Source organism: Vibrio sp. 03_296 (genome assembly GCF_002265885.1).
The window spans coordinates 1-20,671 of sequence record NZ_NPKW01000132.1 but is presented as its reverse complement, the minus strand read 5'-3'; the positions used below and the strand labels follow the sequence as shown (position 1 = coordinate 20,671).

Annotated in this window: 17 protein-coding genes and 1 pseudogene; 10 read left to right on the top strand and 8 right to left on the bottom strand. The window is 47.2% G+C overall.

All coding sequences use genetic code 11. From position 1 onward, the window contains the following. The 7 genes from CIK04_RS16810 to CIK04_RS16780 form a co-directional block, all read right to left on the bottom strand. On the bottom strand, positions 1-229 hold a 229-nt coding region (locus CIK04_RS16810), incomplete at its 3' end, for a transposase domain-containing protein (protein ID WP_176463361.1). Positions 230-304: 75 nt separating this feature from the next. Further along, entirely contained in the window at positions 305-1,471 is a 1,167-nt protein-coding gene (locus CIK04_RS16805; RefSeq protein ID WP_232708695.1) for a DUF1800 family protein, read from the bottom strand. 509 nt (positions 1,472-1,980) lie between these two features. Beyond that, a complete protein-coding gene (gene rplY / locus CIK04_RS16800; RefSeq protein ID WP_011080674.1) occupies positions 1,981-2,259 on the bottom strand; it encodes a 50S ribosomal protein L25 in 279 nt (92 codons plus the stop codon). 180 nt (positions 2,260-2,439) lie between these two features. Beyond that, positions 2,440-3,789 carry an ATP-binding protein gene (locus tag CIK04_RS16795; protein ID WP_176463360.1) on the bottom strand — a complete coding sequence of 450 codons (1,350 nt, stop codon included), beginning with the start codon at positions 3,787-3,789 and terminating at the stop codon, positions 2,440-2,442. Further along, positions 3,779-4,438, bottom strand: coding sequence for a response regulator transcription factor (locus CIK04_RS16790; RefSeq protein WP_011150077.1), 660 nt, complete (start codon positions 4,436-4,438; stop codon positions 3,779-3,781). Before CIK04_RS16790 ends, CIK04_RS16795 begins: the two co-directional genes overlap by 11 nt. An 11-nt stretch (positions 4,439-4,449) precedes the next feature. Then, positions 4,450-4,839 carry a PepSY domain-containing protein gene (locus CIK04_RS16785; RefSeq protein ID WP_026060817.1) on the bottom strand — a complete coding sequence of 130 codons (390 nt, stop codon included), beginning with the start codon at positions 4,837-4,839 and terminating at the stop codon, positions 4,450-4,452. Positions 4,840-4,924: 85 nt separating this feature from the next. Next, on the bottom strand, positions 4,925-6,667 hold the full coding sequence (locus CIK04_RS16780; protein WP_097353573.1) for a DEAD/DEAH box helicase: 1,743 nt from the start codon (positions 6,665-6,667) through the stop codon (positions 4,925-4,927). A gap of 73 nt (positions 6,668-6,740) precedes the next feature. Here CIK04_RS16780 and rsuA point away from each other — a divergent pair, with 73 nt between their 5' ends. The 3 genes from rsuA to CIK04_RS16765 all read left to right on the top strand — a co-directional run bounded on the left by rsuA (position 6,741) and on the right by CIK04_RS16765 (position 9,542). Continuing rightward, entirely contained in the window at positions 6,741-7,442 is a 702-nt protein-coding gene (gene rsuA, locus CIK04_RS16775) for a 16S rRNA pseudouridine(516) synthase RsuA (RefSeq protein ID WP_017422198.1), read from the top strand. 238 nt (positions 7,443-7,680) lie between these two features. Continuing rightward, the gene (locus tag CIK04_RS16770) at positions 7,681-8,883 is read left to right on the top strand and encodes a Bcr/CflA family multidrug efflux MFS transporter (protein ID WP_013571975.1); all 1,203 of its coding nucleotides are present in this window, start codon (positions 7,681-7,683) and stop codon (positions 8,881-8,883) included. After that, positions 8,883-9,542 (top strand): DUF2913 family protein, encoded by a 660-nt coding sequence (locus CIK04_RS16765; protein WP_017422197.1) that lies wholly within the window; start codon positions 8,883-8,885, stop codon positions 9,540-9,542. The genes CIK04_RS16770 and CIK04_RS16765 overlap by 1 nt, the downstream gene beginning before the upstream one ends. A 28-nt stretch (positions 9,543-9,570) precedes the next feature. On the opposite strand, the gene CIK04_RS16760 is transcribed toward CIK04_RS16765, so the two are convergent. Beyond that, the gene (locus CIK04_RS16760) at positions 9,571-11,001 is read right to left on the bottom strand and encodes a DUF2867 domain-containing protein (protein ID WP_176463359.1); all 1,431 of its coding nucleotides are present in this window, start codon (positions 10,999-11,001) and stop codon (positions 9,571-9,573) included. A 237-nt stretch (positions 11,002-11,238) separates the two neighbouring features. Here CIK04_RS16760 and CIK04_RS16755 point away from each other — a divergent pair, with 237 nt between their 5' ends. From CIK04_RS16755 to CIK04_RS16725, 7 genes and pseudogenes are all read left to right on the top strand, one after another. After that, positions 11,239-11,910, top strand: coding sequence for an ABC transporter ATP-binding protein (locus tag CIK04_RS16755; RefSeq protein ID WP_013571971.1), 672 nt, complete (start codon positions 11,239-11,241; stop codon positions 11,908-11,910). Continuing rightward, on the top strand, positions 11,891-14,344 hold the full coding sequence (locus CIK04_RS16750) for an ABC transporter permease (RefSeq protein ID WP_017422194.1): 2,454 nt from the start codon (positions 11,891-11,893) through the stop codon (positions 14,342-14,344). The genes CIK04_RS16755 and CIK04_RS16750 overlap by 20 nt, the downstream gene beginning before the upstream one ends. Then, positions 14,345-15,469 carry a lipocalin-like domain-containing protein gene (locus CIK04_RS16745; protein WP_097353575.1) on the top strand — a complete coding sequence of 375 codons (1,125 nt, stop codon included), beginning with the start codon at positions 14,345-14,347 and terminating at the stop codon, positions 15,467-15,469. A gap of 275 nt (positions 15,470-15,744) precedes the next feature. Next, positions 15,745-16,914 carry a Na+/H+ antiporter NhaA gene (gene nhaA, locus CIK04_RS16740; RefSeq protein ID WP_097353576.1) on the top strand — a complete coding sequence of 390 codons (1,170 nt, stop codon included), beginning with the start codon at positions 15,745-15,747 and terminating at the stop codon, positions 16,912-16,914. 471 nt (positions 16,915-17,385) lie between these two features. Beyond that, on the top strand, positions 17,386-18,012 hold the full coding sequence (locus CIK04_RS16735) for a TetR/AcrR family transcriptional regulator (protein WP_026060815.1): 627 nt from the start codon (positions 17,386-17,388) through the stop codon (positions 18,010-18,012). 62 nt (positions 18,013-18,074) lie between these two features. Next, positions 18,075-20,360: an acyl-CoA dehydrogenase gene (locus CIK04_RS16730; protein ID WP_017422190.1), complete on the top strand. Its 2,286-nt coding sequence runs from the start codon at positions 18,075-18,077 to the stop codon at positions 20,358-20,360. A 123-nt stretch (positions 20,361-20,483) separates the two neighbouring features. Further along, a pseudogene (locus tag CIK04_RS16725) lies at positions 20,484-20,671 on the top strand (IS5/IS1182 family transposase); the annotation flags it as partial.

The window sequence follows — 20,671 nt, the reverse complement described above, 5'->3', positions numbered from 1 at the left end:
TTCGCCGTGCGACTTCTGCAATAGACTCATTGCGGAAAAACGCCATTCCAACAATAAGCCAAAGAACCATATCACTAGGTAAACGACGTCGACGAATTGTCGCTTTATCGGAAAGTGTTGCCGCTTTAGCAACCCACTCATCAGGAATATGCTCGGAGAAGGTGGTTAGCTGAGCGACATCAACAGGACTCTCTTCAAGAAAGTCAGCAAAATAGTTTTGGATAGACATAAAAAATCGGAAACCTATAAACAGGTTTCCGATTGTCTCTCATCAGAAGGATCGGTCAACCGATCCTTATCTGATCTACATTGCGGTTGGGTCGGCACTTTTGGCTTCGAGTGCACGGTAAATATTGGTCATCGAAATGAGTGGCTCTTTTAAGCGCTCTGTTGAGCCATTGAGTGCTTCTGGGTCGAGCAAAATAGCTTGGATGACGGCTTTGAGATCGCCTCGTATGCCTTTGCCATTGTCATAAAAGGCCAGAGCGACGCGTTCAACATACTGAGGGGACGGATTGGACGTGACAAGCCTTTGGATAAGTAGACGAGCGATGAATGGACCGGTATTGGCGTGGTTGGTCAACATAGCCATCGCTTGAGCCATATCTTGTTCAATACTTTGCCCTGCTGGGAAGCGCTCACCCATAACGACTTTTTCATCGCTATCGTGTTTGTCAGCATAAGGTGCCATGGCTTGAAACCAATCTCCCTGCTTACTGGTCCAACTGCCATTACTTTTGTCCGCCAAGTGCCAACCGGTAAAGACTCGCGCTAAGTTTTCGATGTCATCTTGTGAATAAGTCGGGAGCAGGGCCCCGTTATTGAGTAAAGGGGTGCCATCTTGGTTGAGTTGGTACAGGCCTATGCTAAATAGCTGCATCACTTCGCGTGCGTAGTTCTCATCTGGGAAACGGTTCTTTTGCGGATCGGCGTGCTGGTTTGCCATCATCGAAAGGTAGTCGCCCATGACGGGATGGCGAGTTACCGCTTCCAGCAGATCACGATAATTGCCAAAAGCGTGTTCCAACAGCATATCGTAATAGTGTGTGAGCTCTGGCGCACGGCCATTGAGGCTGGCGCCATAACGTGACACAACAAAGATCTCACTCAAGGCAAAGGCGACTCGTTGACGCAGTTGGTCGGGAGCGTGATTAGCCTGATGCCACCAGACTGCAACGCGATCTGATTGAGTGAGCGTATCGCCCTCAATCACATAACTTTGTAAGAGCGGAAGGTGGAATGAAGGGGGCATAGAAAATTGCTGATCCAACCAAGCTTGGTAGCCAACTGACGCCATTTGTTGATAACTATTCGGGGTTGGGCCAAAAGTCGCTCGATAAAGTAAATCGTAGCGTTGGTTCGGTTCTAGGTAGCTTGGTTGTGTCGGGGATGAGCTGCTGTCACTGCCGCATCCCGATAATAGAGCCCCCAAAATAGTGATGGGTAGAATGCGTATTTGCCAAAAATTCATAGAGTCCTTTCCTACTTGCTGGCGCAGTGATATCGGCCAAAAAAGCTCACCCTCGAAAGCGTTTCTCGTGATGTTTATCGAAGGAGGATTGCTGGCTGCTGAGCTGTCACACCAAGTAGTTTGTATATAAACGGTGATAGAGTAAAAAATTGAGCGGAAAGTAGCAGAAAGCGTCCGGTAATTAAAAGCGTCGATCAGGATTAATGTGCTGTTGCTTCAAGTTGCGTCGAAGCTGATTACAGAGAATGCGAGAGAAAATGCAAAGGCTGTGCAAATTATAGAATGAAAAGGAGTAAGCCTTTTGGAGTGTTTGCGTTTTGATGGTGCTTCTTAAAAAAGGCGCCTATGACGGAAAGGATATAAAACGTGGGAAAGGGCATAAAACGGTGAAACCCCAGAGGTGGTAAGTCTCTGGGGTTTCGAATTTTTTAGATTGTTCGGATGGTAAGGCCGAGAATCTTATATATGCAAAAGGTTGGATTAAATCCGATTAATTCCCTGGTAAGGAATTAGATACGGATGAAGTCCATGTGCTCAACTTTTGGCTTGAACGCGTGACGTTGAACGTCTTGTGGCTTAACCTTAACTTCTTCGCCGCCGATCACTAGAGTGATTGCTTCGTAGAATTCAGGCTTGTCCATTTGGTTTACGATGTCATCGTGGTTTAGTGCTACTGCAACTGGTGCTGCTTCACCACCGTAAACAACTGCTGGGAATTGGCCAGCAAGACGTAGGCGGCGGCTCGCACCTTTACCTAGTTCAGTACGTACTACTGCTTCAAATTTCATAGTTTTACTCTCAAATTAGTAAAAGTTAATTTCATACCCTGTAATGCGACCTTACAGAAGTAAGTATGGCTTCAACGGGAAGTTTCCTGTCAAAGCGAGCGCGGATACTACCACTCAACCGTGCTTTGAGCAACTGATATTCCGCCAAAAGCGCTGTTTTATAGTGGTTTCTTATCGTCGCTAACCCTTTGCTGCCAGCTTAAGGGTTAAATTGGCGCGCAAACCGCCAATTTGGCTGCGTTCTAGCGTAAGATCGCCGCGATAGCTGTAGGCCATTTCCGCGACTATATTCAGTCCCAGGCCGGTACCTGGCGTGGTCTCATCAAGGCGAACACCCCGTTTCAGCACCTGAGTGAGGTGTTCCTCCGCAATTCCTGGCCCGTTATCTTCGATGATGAGAGTAAGCTGATCGTCGCTTGTCAGTGTGCTATGGACTCGAATTTGGCTGCGTGCCCATTTGTAGCTGTTTTCAAGTAAGTTACCCAACATCTCATCGAGATCGCTTTGATCGACGGCCACCTCCAGTTCACTGTCCAGCTCGTTGATCAGCAATAGCTCGCGCTCAGCATAGACTTTATCGAACGCCATGGAAATGGCATCGACACGCTCAGAAGGGTTGGATTTCACCGAAAGAATATTCATCGATCCTGCCATTCGAGCGCGACCAAGATGATAATCAATATGCTGCTGAATCTGTTCAACCGGTGGTAAGAGCTTGTGGCTTGATTCGACATCCAATTGGCTGATTTCGTTACGCAAAACAGATAGCGGTGTTTTTAAGGAGTGAGATAAGTTGCCCGCATGGTTGCGAGCTCGTTGCAACAACTCTTGATAATGGAAGAGGAGGGCATTGAGATCATCGATCAGCGGTGATACCTCCGTTGGATAATTGGCTTCGAGCTGTTGTTGGCTACCGGCTCTTAGCGCTTTGAGCTCGCGTTGTAATTTCCCTAATGGTCGGAACGACCAAGCGATTTGCAAGCCAATCACGGTCATGACGCCAACAAAGAGCAGACCGAGGATCATCCACAGTTGTCCAGTTAAATGGTCCAAGGTGGATTTCATCGGCGCTTCATCCATGCCAATCACAATGTGGACGGGTTTCACGTACTCAGGGAGAAACACATCCTGCTCTAACACAATTAAACGTTCGTTTTTCGCCCCAAGTACTGTTTTTCGGATGGCACCCTGCTTGATTTGAATGGTGCGATCCCAAAGAGAGCGAGAACGCAGAGTTTGGTTGTTGATGGTTGCCGTCCAATATAGGCCGCTGTATGGCTGACTGAAACGAGGGTCGGAAAGCCTTGATGAAAGAACAATGCTCCCATTCTTACCGGCTTCGAGGTTGGCCGAAATTTCATCTAGCGCTAAGCGCAGTTGGCTTTCCACATCACTGACTAAATACTCTTTGACCAGCTTGGGAATCCCGACACCAGCGGCAATGATCATTGCGGTCACCCACAGGCAAGCCGCCAAAAACAGGCGGCTTTTTAAGCTAAGGTGTTTGAACAGCGGTCGCTTAGTTGGCATTGAGCTGATACCCAAGGCCGCGAACGGTTTTAATGATATTGGGCGCGATCTTCTTACGAATGCGTCCAATGAAGACTTCAATGGTATTGGAATCACGGTCGAAGTCTTGCTTGTAGATGTGTTCCACCAGCTCAGTACGTGAAATCACTTTATCGGCGTTATGCACAAAATAGGCAACCACTTTGTATTCCAGTGCGGTCAAACTCACTGCCTGACCCTGCCACATCACTTTTGACGTACGTGTGTCCAAGCTGAGGTCTCCGATTTGCATCACCGGTGATGCGTTACCGGAGGCTCGGCGCAGTTGGGCACGAATGCGAGCGATCAGCTCAACCATTTCAAACGGTTTGGTTAAGTAATCATCGGCACCTGCGTTTAAGCCTTCCACGCGCTGAGTAAGGGTATCTCGGGCACTTAAAATAACAACGGGTGTGTTGATGTTTTCGTCACGAATGCCTTTTAGTACGGTTAGCCCGTCTAACTTTGGTAGGCCCAGATCCAGCACCATTGCATCCCACTCTTCTGACGTCGCACGATACAAAGCATCGATTCCATCTTGAGAAAGCTCAGGCACCCAGCCCGTTTTTTCGAGGGATTCAATAATCTGTTCGCCCAAACGAGGGTCATCTTCCACTACCAAAATTTTCATATGATCTTTCTCTATTTCTTGATGACGTCGTGTAAATTTCGACCTTTTATCTCAATGAGTTCCAAGGTGGTGGCGTTGTACTCCACTTTAATGACGTGATTATCATGGACCAATTTTAACTCATAGATCCATTCATCATCATCTTCTTCTAACTCGACTTTGATCAGGCGACCATTGAGTTGTTTGTCGACGGTAGAATAAAGTTCAGAAAAAGGCTTGATCAACCCTTGCTGCACCGCTTGGTATACTTCGTTCTGATCTTCATCAAACTCGATTGCAGTGCCTTCTTTGTAGACGTCCTGTACAAGTCTGTGGCCATCTTGCTCAAGGTTTTGCGCCATGGCGGGCGCAACAAGGAGAGAAGAGAATAAAAGAGCACAAGTGAGCTTACTATTTAACATGTTCTTACCTTGGTAAAGAGTGTGAGCCGAGTATAAATGAATAAAGATGAATCGAAAGTGAACCTTGCCGCTCTCCGAACTCTGGCTAGCGCTCTTGCAGTTCATCTTCAAAAATTTTATCGCGCATCTTCCAAAAACGGCCGCTTTTTCGGGCAATGACAAATTGTGGCGGTCGGAATCGATGCTGGTGAGCCACCACTTTAGTTGGCGAGGCCTCTTCGAAAGGACGATGTTTGTCCGCCAAGTGAGGTCGCACAAACTGATTCTTAAACAGCAATTTCTGTTTGGCGGTGGTTAAAGGCCAAAATTCATGCACCTGGGCTTGATTATCGCCAAGATAGCTGACTTTTAGCTGCGATTTGCCTTCAGGATTTTTATGCACACTCAACACCATCTCAAGACATTCAAACACCAACGCATCTTTGAGATTTAACGCCTCTTTGAGCTTTTTATCTGGGTCCACTAAAGTGGCATCGCATTCGTGGCAGATGCGCGCCGCAATGTCATTATCAGCGCCACATTCACCGCAATATTTGGCGCGAAAGCGATAACCGCAATGCTCTCGCTCTCCACTCTCTTCGTCAGTGAAATACCCTTGGCAGCGTCGGCCAAAGTGCTCTAACAAAAAGCCATTGCTGTCGAGCTTGCCCCAAAAGTTGTTATTAAAGCCGCAAGCGGGGCAGGGAATGGTGATGATCTCACTGTTTGAGTCTGGTTTGGGATCGCCGACTTCTGGTTGATAAAGGTCATAGCTGTTGCCCGCGTAGTCGAGCACTAAACATTCCTCTTTGCCGGGGGAGAGCCTCAAACCACGCCCAACAATTTGTTGATAAAGGCTGATGGACTCGGTAGGGCGCAGAATCGCAATCAGATCAACATGGGGCGCATCAAAACCTGTTGTGAGCACCGAGACGTTGACCAAAAACTTGATTTCACGCGCTTTGAAGCGACGGATGATCTCATCTCGTTCTGGTGTCGATGTGTCGCCAATGACGATAGCGCTGTCATCTGCCGGCAATAAGCCGTGGATCTCCTGGGCATGACGCACCGTTGCTGCAAATATCATCACACCCTGCTTGGCTTGGGCGAGATGAAGGATTTGCTCTACGATCTGCGGTGTCGCACGCTTGGCTTTATCGATCACCATATCCAGCTCTGCTTCTTTATAGCGGCCTGTGTTGGCGGGTTTCAACTGTGAAAAATCATACGCCAAGACGGGTGCGTCCATCATTCTGGCTGGGGTAAGAAAGCCTTCGTCGAGCAAATAGCGAATGGGCAATTCAAAAATACAATCGCGGAAAAATCGCGCGTCTTCGCTGCGAACTTGGCCACGAGTGTGATATTGGTAAATCCAGCCGATGCCTAAGCGATAGGGTGTCGCCGTTAGGCCGAGGATTTTTATCCCCGGGTTGAGCTCCGTTAAATGGCTAATGACTTTTTGATAGCTGCTGCTTTTTTCTTCCGGAACTCGGTGGCATTCATCGATCACCAGTAGAGAGAATTGATTACGAAACTGCTCTAAGTTTCGGACGACCGATTGGACAGAGGCGAAAACCACCTGATGTTGGGTTTCCTTTCGTCCTAATCCTGCCGAAAAAATAGAACCTTGTAGACCATATCCTTCATATTTCGCATGGTTTTGTTCAACGAGTTCTTTCACATGCGCCAGAACCAATACGCGTCCTTTCGCCAATCGCGCCAGTTCGGCAATCACTAAACTTTTGCCCGCCCCAGTTGGCAAGACAATGACTGCCGGCGTTGAATGGCGGCGAAAATAGTGCACAACGGCTTTGACTGAGTCGGCTTGATAAGGTCTGAGGGTGTACATGGAAACGATGAAATCACTCAACTATTCTTTGTGAGCTCGCTATAATACCCGACCTTAACCAGATGAGGTATTCATGCGTTTAGATAAATTTCTTTGCGATGCGCTTGGCGCGACGCGAAAAGAGGCCACTAAGATCCTAAAAAGTGGTGAAGTGACCGTTAACGAACAAGTGCAAAAAAGTGGTGCGGTAAAAGTAACGGAAGAGTGTGTTGTTGAATGGCAAGGGCGCGAACTGGTTACGCAAGGACCGCGTTACATTATGCTTTACAAGCCTGAAGGTTTTGTCTGCTCGCATGAAGATGGTTTCAACCACACTGCGTTTGTTCTATTAGACGAAGTAAAAATGGATGAGCTTCATTTTGCAGGTCGTTTGGATGTGGATACCACGGGGTTGGTGTTGATCACCGACGATGGTAAGTGGTCACACCGTATTACTTCACCTAAGCATAAATGCGACAAGACTTACCGTGTTTGGTTGGCGGACCCGATTGGCAGTGATTATGCAGAAAAACTGGCTGCAGGCGTACAGTTGCGTAACGAAAAGGAGCTAACACTTCCTGCGCAGATGACCATCGTCAATGCGGACGAAAACGAAGTGCTGTTGACTATCCATGAGGGTAAATACCATCAAGTGAAACGTATGTTCGCGGCATTGGGTAACAAAGTTGAGCAATTACATCGTGAGCGTATTGGTGCGATCGAACTGGACGAAAACCTTGAGCCGGGAGAGTACCGTTACCTCACTCAGGAAGAAATAGACTCTGTTTGGAAATGATTTAGTTCCTATATGGAACTAGTGTTTCTGCCTAATCTGTATCACAATAGTTCAGCCTGCTGACATTTCTTTAACCTCTTCACGCAGGCTGCTATGGCATCACGCCATCATTTCCCTCCCAGAATTTCTAGCAGAAAGGACAACGGCCAACGTTTGGCAAACTGTTGTGGAACATGGGCAACGAGATTGTATTGTGACCGGAGTGTTGCGACGCAATCGCAACCAAAACGGAGAATCAATGACGAATCAATCTCAAGCCGTTAGCCAATCACAAATTAGCCTCTTTTTGTTTGCTGTACTCGGTGCCATCGGTGCGTTGACACCCTTAGCCATCGACATGTATCTACCAGCGATGCCGACCATTGCACGCGATTTGGGTGTCGATGCTGGTGCGGTGCAGTTTACTTTAACCGCTTATACTGCAGGTTTTGCGCTCGGCCAACTGATTCATGGTCCATTGGCAGACAGTTTTGGCCGACGTCCGGTTTTGTTGCTTGGGGTGCTCTTTTTTGGCCTAGCGGCGGTGGTCAGTGCCACCACTAATGGCATTGATGCGTTAACGTATGTGCGCACGGCGCAAGGCTTTGCTGGTGCCGCGGCTGCGGTGATCATTCAAGCCGTGGTTCGCGATATGTTTGATCGCGAGGACTTTGCGCGTGCGATGTCGTTCGTCACATTGGTGATCACTATTGCGCCTCTTGTCGCGCCGATGATCGGTGGTCACCTCGCTATTTGGTTTGGTTGGCGTTCAATTTTCTGGGTGCTGGCGTTTTTTGCCGTTATCGTGATCGCCCTTGTTTGGTGGCAAATACCAGAAACACTCAAGGTAGAAAACCGACAGCCATTGCGCTTCAAAACGACCATGCGTAATTACTTAAAGTTATGCTGTAACAAAACGGCAATGGGGTTGATTCTGTCTGGCGCGTTCTCTTTCTCCGGAATGTTTGCTTTTTTAACCGCAGGCTCGTTTGTCTATATTGATATTTACGGCATTTCACCCGATCAGTTTGGCTATTTGTTTGGTTTGAACATTGTTGCGATGATTATCATGACCAGCCTAAATGGTCGAATGGTGAAGAAAGTGGGATCGCATTTCATGTTGCGTTTGGGTCTGACTGTTCAATTGATCGCCGGTCTTGGTCTATTTGTCAGTTGGCTACTAGACCTTGGGCTATGGGGCACGGTACCATTCGTGGTTCTATTTATCGGCACACTTTCTACCATCGGCAGTAACGCAATGGCGCTATTGCTTTCTGGCTACCCTAATATGGCAGGGACGGCGTCTTCTCTTGCGGGCACATTGCGTTTTGGCACTGGCTCTCTAGTTGGTGCTTTGGTTGCCATACTGCCATCAGGAGTGACTTGGCCTATGGTGCTAGTGATGTCTGCGTGCTCTGTGCTTTCAGCACTGTTTTATTGGATTTTCGGACGAAAAGCATAATGTCGAACTACACAAGTGAAATTCAGCGCTTAGTGAACACCGCACTCGCTGAGCTGGCTGCGGAACATCAATCGGGCAAATTGGTCGACGCACCGATTGCCAACAACCACTTTTTGGTACGTTGGGTGACCAAAGCGCTGAAAGGTCAGCGTTTCGATCGTTGTGTTGTCGCGGACTTAACTCGCTGGCAAAAAGCAGGACGCTCGAAAGGAAACGACGCGGCGCTGTTGCCAACGTTCCAACGTATTTCTGCGTTTTATGCTTCGTTCTTTGCCCAAGAGGGCGCACCAAAAGCGATTACCGACAAACAGATCGAAGCTTTTCTCGATGAAATGGAAAACGCGGGCTGGGAAGTGTCGACTTCAGATCCGATTGTCGGCTGTGGCAAAGTGCAGATTTTCACGGAAGGACAGAACTCTTTGGCACTGTGCGCTCAGCAGTGCGAAAACTGTTTTGACGGCGAGCTATTAGTGAAACCGATGAGCTGGTTTGTTCGTGGTCACCATGCCGGTTTCGTTGAGAAAGCGAGCGCAGCGGGTTTTATGGTTCACAAGGTGACGGACTATAAATCTAACGTCAAATATCATGGTGAATATTTGGTGTTCCCGAGTAACCTCGGTAACCAGTTGGCGGAGATCCCGCTGAGCTTTACTTGCTAGTGGTTAGGCAGACACTTCAGAGAAGGCGCTAATGGTTTAGCGCCTTTTTTACGATCGCTTTCACCATGCCATTAAAAATAAACAGGTGAGCAGGCATCATGGCGAACCAGTAAAGTAGGCCAGGAAAACCTTGCGGATGCCACCACGCGGTGACATTGAGCTCCCGATAATGGCCATGATCGTGAATGGTAAACTCGAGTCGACCTAAACCTGGTCCCTTCATACCGAAAAACAGCGAAAGAAATTGCTGCTTTTCACAGCGAATTACTTTCCAAGAATCGATGTAGTCGCCAATTTTTAGCTCGGGACCGAGTGGAGAGCGGCGAATAGGCCGAGAGCCACCAAAGAGCACATCGAGCCATTCTCGAGTGCGCCATAAGACATCGGCAAAAAAGTACCCCTCTTTGCGACTGCCAATTTTTTGCACCCACGTCCAAAGCGACTCTGCGCATGCTTGGGTGTGTATGCTTGCTCCTGCCTGTTTGGCGTAGTAACCGTAGCCTGGCTGCCAACGTTGAAGTGCGGTTGGATCAAATCCCCAAACATTGCTCCTCACGAAAGTACCTTCATTTTTAACTGCTTGAGCCACAGCCTCTTGATAACGAATCAGTGGCTGAGGGTATTTTTCTCTTATTGCTTGGGAGTTGGCAATGTAGTCGTGCTCTAAGCCTGCCAAAAGGGCTTTGCCGATATTGCTCGGTACAGATGTGACCAACCCTAGCCAATAGGAGGCCATTTTAGGCGTAAGTAGTGAGGTGGAAACCAAGTGAAAAGGGCGCTTAGTTGCCTGACAAATTAAACGAAACTGTTCTCTATATGAGAGGGTATCAGGACCACCAACTTCATACATTTCACTCTCTTTGACGTCTTCCTCTGCCAAACAGAGTAAGTAGTGATTCAAGTTTTCTAATGCAATAGGGTTGGCTTTTGAGTCGACCCACTTCGGTGCGATCAAAACGGGTAAGTGGTAAACAAAATCTCGCATAATTTCAAAAGCGGCTGAGCCTGGGCCAATGATAACGCCTGCACGAAGCTCGGTGACGGGGATATTGGCTTTTCGAATCACATCCCCAGTCATTTTTCTCGCCAGTAAATGCTGCGAACAGCCCGATTGGGGTTGGATGGCACTGAGATAAATGACGTGCTTAACATTGCTGCCCACAAGTGCTTGGTAGAAATGATCGGCAAGCGATAACTCGTAGTCGACAAAGTCGTGTCCATGCGCCATGCCGTGCACGAGAAAGTATATGAGCTCAAATTGAGGGATCAGTGCTTGGGTTTGTTCTTGATCGGCTAGATCGAGGTAGTGAAAAGTCAGAGAAGGGTGGGGCAGCACTCGCGCTCGTAAATGATCTATGTGCCTTGCCGCCGCCGTGACCTGATAACCTTGTTCAAGAAGCTTTGGGATCAACTGTGAACCAACGTAGCCAGAAGCCCCTAACACCAGCACTTTTTTCATTCCGTTTTCCTTAACGAGTAATGCATCTGTCTGAGTATTTTCATGTTGTCGCATTTTCATTGTCGACTCAAGCGCTTGCTGTCTATTTTGTCGGTAATTGACTTAAAAGGAGGGGTTTTGATTCAAGGCAAAAGAAAACCAAAATAGCGTGATGTAGAGCTCAAAATACTTCCGGTTATCAGGTTTTTAGTGTAGATTCTGGTTCCAATTTCTCAAAGCAATAAAGTGATTAGATCAATGCTACAACTTTCAGACCTATGTAAAGGCTATGTGGATGGAGGCGAGTTTCATCCCGTACTACAAGGTGCTGAATTGTCCCTAAAGCAAGGGGAACAACTTGCTTTGATGGGGGAAAGTGGCTCCGGTAAAAGCACTTTGTTGAATTTGATTTCCGGTCTCGACATTGTTGATTCTGGCGAAATCATGTTTCCGGGATTTGCTATGAACGATGCTCCAGAGCATCTTCGAACTGCCTACCGCCGAAACAATATTGGCCATATCTTCCAGCAATTCAACCTGTTACCTACACTCAATATTGCCGACAATATTCGTTTTTGCCGCCAATTAAAGGGCCTTCCTGATGATAAGGGGTTGTGGCGTCAAATTTTATCGGCTTTGGATCTCATGCCGCTTCTTGGGCGTTATCCGGAAGAAGTGTCTGGGGGACAACAGCAGAGAGCGGCCATTGCTCGTGCGTTGTATATGGAGCCCAAATTGCTGTTGGCGGATGAGCCCACAGGCAGCCTTGATGAACGCAATGCCGAAGCGGTTATGCGCTTACTCACCTCGCTTACCCGTCAGCTAGACTGCACCTTATTGTTGGTCACGCACAGTGAAAAAGTGGCCAAACACATGGAAGGGATGATTCGCCTGCAAGGGGGGCAACTGCATGTTATGGCCCGTAGTTAAGGCACTACTCGGTCACTACAGACGTTACCCGCTACAAATTTTATTGGTGTGGCTTGGCCTCACGTTAGGTGTGTCTTTATTGGTTGGCGTCACAGCCATCAATCATCATGCGCAAGAAAGCTATCAAAACGGCGAGAAACTCTTCAATAACCCTTTGCCATATCGCATTCGCCCAAAGCACAGCGCCAATAAGATTCCCCAAGGTTTTTATATTCAATTACGCCGAGCCGGTTTTCAGCAATGTACGCCATTTGATATGCACCATATCAAAACGGCAGATGGTATGGGGCTGACGTTGATCGGTATGGATCCGGTTGCCATGCTGCAGTTGGAGAAAGAGACCTCTTTAAATCGTGCCACTTCACTGGCGTTAATGAATCCACCTTATCCCATTCTTATTAGCCAAGATCTTGCTGAACACATGGCGTGGCAAGATGGCGATTTTATTGCTTTAGAAGATGGCAGCCAGTTGGGGCCTTTACGTGTTGACCGTGAACAACGCTTAAATGGCAGCCGTATGGTCGCTGACATTTCATTGTTGCGCATGCTAAAACGTAGCTCTGGTTTATCGGTGATCGCTTGCGCAGAAATGCCACCAGAGAAGTTAGAGCATCTTAAACGTTATTTACCCAATGGTTTGACGCTTGTTCGAAACAGCCAAGATGAACTGGAATCATTGACCAAAGCATTTCACCTTAATCTGACCGCGATGGGGATGCTTTCTTTCCTCGTTGGCTTATTTATTTTCTATCAAGCGATGTCGTTATCGCTTATCCAGCGTCAGCCGCTTGTTGGTATTTTGCGACAAACGGGTGTGACTGGAATGCAGCTAGCCAAAGCTTTATTGCTCGAGCTGACCATTTTGGTCTTAGTTGCTTGGGCTTGCGGAAATGTTTTAGGGCTGTTTTTGGCAAATGAATTGATCCCTGCTGTTTCTGCGAGTTTAGGGGATTTGTACGATGCAAACGTGGGCTTGTCGATTGGTTGGAGCTGGGAGTCGAGTTTATACAGCTTGCTTCTGGCGGTACTTGGCGCATTAATATCGTGCTTGTGGCCGCTCATTCGCTTGTTGAAATCTCAGCCCATTCGTCTGTCCGCTAAGTTATCGTTGGTGCGTTTTGCAGGCAAAGAGTTCGCTTGGCAAGCTCTCGCTGCTTGTGGTTTCGCCGTAGCGGCGATTGCCGTTTATCAAGCACCGAAGACACCAGAATCGGGCTTTACAATCATTGCACTGATGTTGATGAGTGTAGCGCTGTTCATGCCTTTTTTAATGTGGAAGGTATTTAACAGCTTCTCTTATACTTTGCGCTGGGTGAATTTACGTTGGTTTTTCGCCGATATGGCTGCCAGTATGAGTTATCGGGGTGTCGCTATGATGGCGTTTATGTTGGCGTTGGCGGCCAACATTGGCGTCGAAACCATGGTCGGCAGTTTTAGAGACACCACCGATAAGTGGTTAACTCAGCGTTTAGCTGCGGATCTTTACATTTATCCAACCAACAATTCCGCGGCGAGGTTGAGTAACTGGCTTGAAGCCCAACCGGAAGTGGATGAAGTTTGGTGGCGTTGGGAGAAAGAACTGGCGGATGAGCGTGATATCGTTCAAGTGGTCAGTACTGGCCCAAGCGACGGCGAATTGGAAGCACTAACCGTAAAATTGGGTGTGCCTAATTATTGGTATCATTTACATCACAGTAAAAGCGTCATGATCAGTGAATCGATGGCGTTAAAACTTGATATCAGACCCGGCGATTATCTTGATCTCGCTGCGCCATTAGGTGGAGGGTGGCTGGTCGTTGGGGTGTATTACGATTACGGCAATCCTTACAATCAAGTGCTGCTGTCTCATCGCAACTGGCTGTATGCATTTGCAGGCTCTGGCAACGTGGGCTTAGGCGTGTTGCTCAAAGACAACGTCAATGGCGAGGGCCTCAAGCATCGCTTGGAAAACATCTTTAGACTGACGTCTGAGCGAGTGTTTGATAACAACAACATTTATAGTCAAGCGATGCGAGTCTTTGATCATACCTTCGCTATTGCCGATACCTTAGGAAATATCACACTGGTGATCGCCGTGTTTGGCCTTTTCTTCGCGACGTTAGCAGGAGAGATGAGCCGTCAAAAGAATATTTCTATTTTGAGATGTCTGGGTGTTTCGGGTAAAGAACTCATCATCCTTGGTGGTTTACAGCTATTTGTGTTCGGCGTGATTTCCGCCCTTATCGCGGTTCCACTCGGTATGGCGCTTGCCACGTTGGTGGTGGATATAGTGATTAAGCAGTCGTTTGGTTGGTCTTTGCAATTGCAAATCGATGTAATTGAGTATGGAGAGACCATTCTTTGGGCGATGATCGCGATTATGCTTGCTGGTGCATTACCCGTTATCCGTCTGGTTAAGAACACGCCAATGAAATCATTGAGGGATTCATTCTAGATGAAGTGGTTAGCTGGAAAATCCAATAATCTTGCATTAATGCTCATTTTTCTTTTGGCGGCTATGGTGACAGCTGCGATGGGCTTTTATTGGTCTCAATCTGGCACCAATGAGGCGCAAGAATATCGACTGAACAACTCTTTGGGCATACAGGACAAAACGATCTTTGAACCTGTATTACCCAATAAAAAAGTCTCTTTGCCGGAAGATTTCAAATTTCATGAACAATACCAGCATGAATGGTGGCACTATTTTGCAACGCTGCAAGACGAATTTGGTCAATTCTACACTGTCCAGTTTAGCTTGATCCGCATCGCGACTGATGAAAGAGAAGTCAGCGGTTGGCAAAACCCTCAACTTTATCTTGCTAACGTTGTTTTAACGGGGAAAGAAAAGATCTGGCGGGAGCAGCGTGTGGCTCGAGGAGGGATAGGCCAAGCAGGGGCAACCAATAAACCCTTTCGTATGTGGATCGATAACTGGACATGGCGCTCGTTGGGGACAACACCGTTTCCAGGAAGTCTAACAATAGCAACCGATGATTTTTCGCTGGAACTGGCGACGAGGACGGCTGGCCCCTTTGTTCTCAATGGTGATAAAGGCTATCAACTTAAACACGATCTCGAGTCGGTTGCGTCATTCAGCATTAGCGCTCCGTTTCTCGATGTAAAAGGCAGTATGTTCTTAGAAGGGCGTCGTATTGAAGTGACGGGCAATGCATGGCTACAAAAAGAGTGGGGTAGCAATCTTTTCGATGAAGGGCAGCAAGGGTGGGATTGGTTCACCTTCAACCTCGACAATGACAAGGCACTGAGCATCAGCCGTTACCGTCATCAAAGTCGAGTTCCCTATATTTTTGGCACGCTATCAACGTCGTCTGGCAAAGTCATACCGTTAACGGAAAAGGATGTGACGGTTTACCCGATCCTCTACACAACGCTGGCGGACGGGAAGCGCATTCCATTGCAATGGGCGATAGAAATTCCAAGTCAAGACATCTACGTGCAAACGAAAGCGATACAGCAAGAGATGTGGTTACCCTTTTTGATTCCCTATTGGGAAGGACCAATTAATGTGGCTGGTAGCAAGTCCGGAAGAGGCTTTATGCAATTAACGGGTTATTAAAACAATGGGCTCCTGATGGAGCCCATTGTTTTATCTGTTACGATTTATGAATAATCAATCGCTTTACTAACATCCGTTTAACGAATTGGCTATAATCTTTTCAATGGCTTGAATGTCGATGAACTAAGAATGTGGTTGGCTGAGGTAATTGCTTACATCGGAAATACCGAAGTGAAATATCCAAACAAGCGATTATTCCTACAAAATGGTTATATATACACTGCTTACATTCTTCAAAGTTCGTTGATTACGATTATAAATAAAAGGGTGAAATCATGAACGATGTCATTCGTGACTTTTTCAAAATGGAATCTGCTGGTGGCATTTTGCTTGTGATCGCCGCCGCGATCGCAATGGTGATTGCAAACTCGCCTCTCAATGAAAGTTACCAAGCGATTTTGCATACTTATGTATTTGGTATGTCAGTATCTCATTGGATCAATGATGGCCTAATGGCCATTTTCTTCTTGCTTATCGGCTTGGAAGTTAAGCGTGAATTATTAGAAGGTGCATTGAAATCGCGTGAAACGGCGATCTTCCCAGCGATTGCCGCGGTGGGGGGAATGTTGGCACCAGCGCTTATCTATGTTGCTTTTAATGGAAACGATCCGGAAGCGATTAAAGGTTGGGCAATTCCAGCAGCGACCGATATTGCATTTGCGTTGGGTATCATGGCGCTGCTAGGTAAGCGCGTTCCTGTCAGTCTTAAAGTGTTCCTTTTGGCATTAGCGATCATCGATGACTTGGGCGTCGTTGTGATTATTGCACTCTTCTACAGTGGCGATTTGTCGACGCTTGCGTTGACGGTTGGATTCGCGATGACGGGTGTCTTGTTCATGCTAAACGCTAAGAATGTGACAAAGTTAATTTGGTATATCGTTGTCGGCTTTATCTTGTGGGTTGCGGTACTGAAATCCGGAGTCCATGCGACTTTGGCAGGTGTTGTGATTGGCTTCTCTATCCCATTACAGGGTAAAAAAGGTGAGCACTCTCCGTTGAAACACATGGAACATGCGCTTCACCCATATGTTGCCTTTGCTATCCTACCTGTCTTTGCCTTTGCTAACGCTGGTATCTCGCTTGAAGGGGTGTCTCTTTCTGGCTTGACTTCCATGTTGCCGCTAGGTATTGCGCTAGGGCTATTGGTTGGTAAACCACTGGGTATCTTTACGTTTAGCTGGGCAGCGGTGAAGTTTGGTGTGGCTAAATTGCCTGACGGTGTGAACTTCAAGCATATCTTTGCCGTGTCAGTGCTCTGTGGTATCGGTTTTACCATGTCGATCTTTATTTCATCGTTGGCTTTCGGTAGTGCAAATCCAGACTTCGATACTTATTCACGACTAGGTATCTTGATGGGATCAACGACAGCGGCAGTGCTTGGTTATTTCCTACTGCATGTATCGTTGCCAAAAACAGTGGCGGAAAGTGAGAAAGTAATCAGCTAAACGAGAGACTGCTAAACCATAGACTGATTCAATAAACTCAGAGGCCTCTGCGATTATCGCAGAGGCTTTTTGGTTTCTATTGGCTGTCTTAACTATTTGCCGTCTTAAATTGAGGCTGAACAGAGAGTGACAAACAAAAAAAAAGCCCAGTACCAATGGGGTCTGGGCAGATACAAACATAGGAGTTAATAAGATAAAGCAGCAACGTAACAGAAAGTAAGAAACAAGTTTGACGGCCAGTAGAACTTTAAATTGCCCTTTTTGTTACATCTATTCAGACCCTGCCTTTTTTAAACAGTTCCCCATTTTTTTAAAAATTTTTTCTCCAGCAATTTTTAACAGAAAAACAGCCAGATAGAGTGAAGCACTTGAATCTGGTCGGACCAATGTTGAAAAGTGTGATGTTAATTGCTTGTTAATTTATGGTGTCAAACGTATATTTCAAACAGTTGTTTGATACGGGTGATTAAAATGGCTCCAAGAAGCAGTACAAAAGAAAAAATCCTTGATGTAGCCGAAGGTTTATTTGCGGAATACGGTTTTAATGACACGTCGTTGCGCACCATAACGGGTAAAGCAGGCGTTAATCTTGCGTCCGTGAATTACCATTTTGGCGATAAGAAAACCTTAGTTCGTGCAGTACTCAACCGTTACTTGGAGGCTCTGATGCCTGCGGTAAAGCAATCCCTGACGCAGCTCAACAGTCAGGAGTGCTATACGATGGATGAAGTGTTTGAGTCGCTTCGATTGCCGCTAAGAGAGCTCAATGATGTCAGGCCCAATGGCACCAGCCTTTTCATGCTTCTCATTGGTCGAGGCTATACCGATGTGCAGGGCCATCTAAGATGGTTTATCACGACACGTTATGCCGAGGTGCTGGAGCTTTTTATCGCCTCCATCCTAAAAGCCAACCCAGCGTTGACGGAAGAAAAACTATTCTGGCGTTTGCACTTCACTTTAGGCACGTGTGTTTTCACCATGGCTTCTAGCCAAGCGTTAGTGGAAATTGCAGACAGTAAATTTAATCAACAGACCGACGTGAAATCTGTCGTTGATCTATTGATTCCCTATCTCTCAGCCGGTATGTCCGCTGAGTAGCTATTATTAAAATGCAAACAAGGACCAACAGGTTCCACCAAGTGAACAAAAGGATCTGAACTATGTGCTCTCTAAGAAAAAAATGGGTCAGCGACCCTGCATTTAAAATGTTCAAAAAAGTACTTCCTCCTTTGTCTGAAACAGAGAAGGAAGCAATGGAAGCGGGAAGTGTTTGGTGGGACGCGGAGCTGTTTTCTGGGAAGCCAGATTTCTCCAAACTGCATCATTATCCGAAACCGACCTTGTCGGCTGAAGAGCAAGCTTTCATTGATAACGAGCTAGAAACACTGCTTGAAATGCTTGATGATCATAAGATCGTAAAAGAAGATCGTGATTTACCGAAAGAGGTGTGGGAATACTTACGTAAAGAGCGTTTTTTCTCACTGATCATTTCGAAGAAATATGGTGGCCGTCAGTTTTCCGCACTGGCGAACTCAACCATAGTAACCAAAATTGCGACACGCAGTATCAGTACCGCCGTGACGGTTATGGTGCCGAACTCATTAGGCCCTGGTGAGCTCCTTTCTCACTACGGTACACAGGCACAAAAAGATTACTGGTTACCTCGTCTTGCCGATGGTACAGACATTCCTTGTTTTGCGTTGACGGGTCCAGAAGCTGGCTCGGATGCTGGTGGTATTCCCGATCAAGGCGTGGTTTGCTATGGCATGCATGAAGGCAAAGAAGTTCTTGGTATTCGTTTGAGTTGGAACAAGCGTTACATCACTCTCGCCCCTGTCGCAACCGTACTTGGTCTCGCATTTAAACTTCAAGACCCTGATCATCTGTTGGGTGATAAAACCGATGTTGGCATCACTTGTGCCTTGATTCCAGCCGATCATGAAGGTGTGGTGATTGGTGAGCGTCACGATCCTCTAGGTCTGGCGTTTATGAACGGCCCAACTCGTGGCCACGATGTGTTCATCCCGATGGACTGGCTGATTGGTGGTGCGGATTACGCAGGTAAAGGCTGGCGCATGCTGGTGGAGTGTTTATCGGCTGGGCGTGGTATCTCACTTCCTGCACTTGGCACGGCCATTGGTCATTTGACCACGCGCACAACGGGGGCATATGCCTATGTGCGTAAGCAATTTGGTATGTCTATCGGTAAGTTTGAAGGCGTTGCAGAAGCGATGGGACGAATTGGCGGTTTGACCTACTTATTGGAAGCCACTCGTACTTTGACCACAACATCACTCGATCTGAAGGAAAAACCTGGGATCGTAACTGCTATTGCTAAGTATCATATGACCGAGATGGCGAGAACGATTCTTGATGACTCGATGGATATTCACTCTGGCCGTGCGATTCAAGATGGTCCGATGAACTACCTAGCGACCCATTATCTTGGTATTCCCGTGGCGATTACGGTCGAAGGAGCTAACATCCTCACTCGTAACCTAATGATTTTTGGTCAAGGTGCAACGCGATGCCATCCATATGTTTTGAAAGAAATGGAAGCCGCAGCGAACCCTGATGCCAAAGAAGGCGCGAAACAATTTGACGAGTTGCTGTTTAAGCACATTAAGCACGCCACGTTCAATACTCTCGGCGCTTTAGGTGCAGCGCTTACAGGCTCACGCTTTGTAAAAGCGCAAATGAGTGGCCCAACGCAACGTTACTATAAAGACATGACTCGTCTGAGTCGCGCCTTGGCGGTCAGTGCCGATTTTGCCATGTTAACGCTAGGCGGTGAACTTAAGCGCAAAGAGATGATTTCTGCTCGTTTGGGTGATGGCCTTAGTTATCTCTACATGGCCTCTGCAGCATTGAAAAAATATGAAGATGAAGGTCGTCAACAATCGGATCTCAACTTCGTCCATTACGCAGTGCAGCACTGTTTGCATCACGCAGCGAAGTCGTTGAACGAAGCCTATGCTAACTTCCCGGTGAAATATGTCGGCGGCGTACTCAAAGGGCTGCTATTCCCACTAGGTAATCACTTTGCTAAACCAAGCGATGAACTCTGTGTGGACATTGCGGAAGCGATGATGACCCCTGGCGTGCAGCGCGACCGATTGACTAACTTGTGTTACATCGGTAAAGAGAAAGACGACAGTGTTGGTTTGATGGAGCAAGCATTCCTAGCGATGTACGACATCAAACCGCTAGAGCGTAAGCTGATGAAAGCGGCAAAAGATGGCAAAGTGGCCCGTAAAGGCTTGCTGGCTGAGCGTCTGCAACAAGCGCTAGACGCCGACGTGCTAACGCAACGTGAAGTAGATAAAATCTTAGCCGCCGATAAGCTGCGTTACCAAGCGATCCAGGTAGATCACTTCAGCTTTGACTTTTCAAAGACGCTCACCAATGCGCCTGAGAAAAAAAAGAAGCTAACCAGCGCGGCGTAGCGCCACTGTAGTGAAGAGACGAACCAAGCACCTCAAATGAGGTGCTTCAGACTGCTGACAAAGGTCTAGCTTTCGAGCTAGACCTTTGATCTAATAGGGGTATCGAAATATGGACACTCCGATATGCTTCAAGAACCCACCCCGCAACAATACGAATTGGAAATGGTGACGATGGAACAGTTAGTTCCTAAAGACCATTTAGTGCGCAAAATCGATAATGCTATCGACTTTGAATTCATTCGTGATGAAGTCGCTCATCTTTATTGTAAAGATAATGGGCGTCCACCTGTTGACCCTGTTCGTCTCTTCAA

Bases quoted from the DNA above. Each gene is read 5' to 3' on its own strand.
- CIK04_RS16805 (WP_232708695.1), bottom strand. From the start codon at position 1,471: ATGAATTTTTGGCAAATACGCATTCTACCCATCACTATTTTGGGGGCT.
- rplY (WP_011080674.1), bottom strand. From the start codon at position 2,259: ATGAAATTTGAAGCAGTAGTACGTACTGAACTAGGTAAAGGTGCGAGC.
- CIK04_RS16795 (WP_176463360.1), bottom strand. From the start codon at position 3,789: ATGCCAACTAAGCGACCGCTGTTCAAACACCTTAGCTTAAAAAGCCGC.
- CIK04_RS16790 (WP_011150077.1), bottom strand. From the start codon at position 4,438: ATGAAAATTTTGGTAGTGGAAGATGACCCTCGTTTGGGCGAACAGATT.
- CIK04_RS16785 (WP_026060817.1), bottom strand. From the start codon at position 4,839: ATGTTAAATAGTAAGCTCACTTGTGCTCTTTTATTCTCTTCTCTCCTT.
- CIK04_RS16780 (WP_097353573.1), bottom strand. From the start codon at position 6,667: ATGTACACCCTCAGACCTTATCAAGCCGACTCAGTCAAAGCCGTTGTG.
- rsuA (WP_017422198.1), top strand. From the start codon at position 6,741: ATGCGTTTAGATAAATTTCTTTGCGATGCGCTTGGCGCGACGCGAAAA.
- CIK04_RS16770 (WP_013571975.1), top strand. From the start codon at position 7,681: ATGACGAATCAATCTCAAGCCGTTAGCCAATCACAAATTAGCCTCTTT.
- CIK04_RS16765 (WP_017422197.1), top strand. From the start codon at position 8,883: ATGTCGAACTACACAAGTGAAATTCAGCGCTTAGTGAACACCGCACTC.
- CIK04_RS16760 (WP_176463359.1), bottom strand. From the start codon at position 11,001: ATGAAAAAAGTGCTGGTGTTAGGGGCTTCTGGCTACGTTGGTTCACAG.
- CIK04_RS16755 (WP_013571971.1), top strand. From the start codon at position 11,239: ATGCTACAACTTTCAGACCTATGTAAAGGCTATGTGGATGGAGGCGAG.
- CIK04_RS16750 (WP_017422194.1), top strand. From the start codon at position 11,891: ATGTTATGGCCCGTAGTTAAGGCACTACTCGGTCACTACAGACGTTAC.
- CIK04_RS16745 (WP_097353575.1), top strand. From the start codon at position 14,345: ATGAAGTGGTTAGCTGGAAAATCCAATAATCTTGCATTAATGCTCATT.
- nhaA (WP_097353576.1), top strand. From the start codon at position 15,745: ATGAACGATGTCATTCGTGACTTTTTCAAAATGGAATCTGCTGGTGGC.
- CIK04_RS16735 (WP_026060815.1), top strand. From the start codon at position 17,386: ATGGCTCCAAGAAGCAGTACAAAAGAAAAAATCCTTGATGTAGCCGAA.
- CIK04_RS16730 (WP_017422190.1), top strand. From the start codon at position 18,075: ATGTGCTCTCTAAGAAAAAAATGGGTCAGCGACCCTGCATTTAAAATG.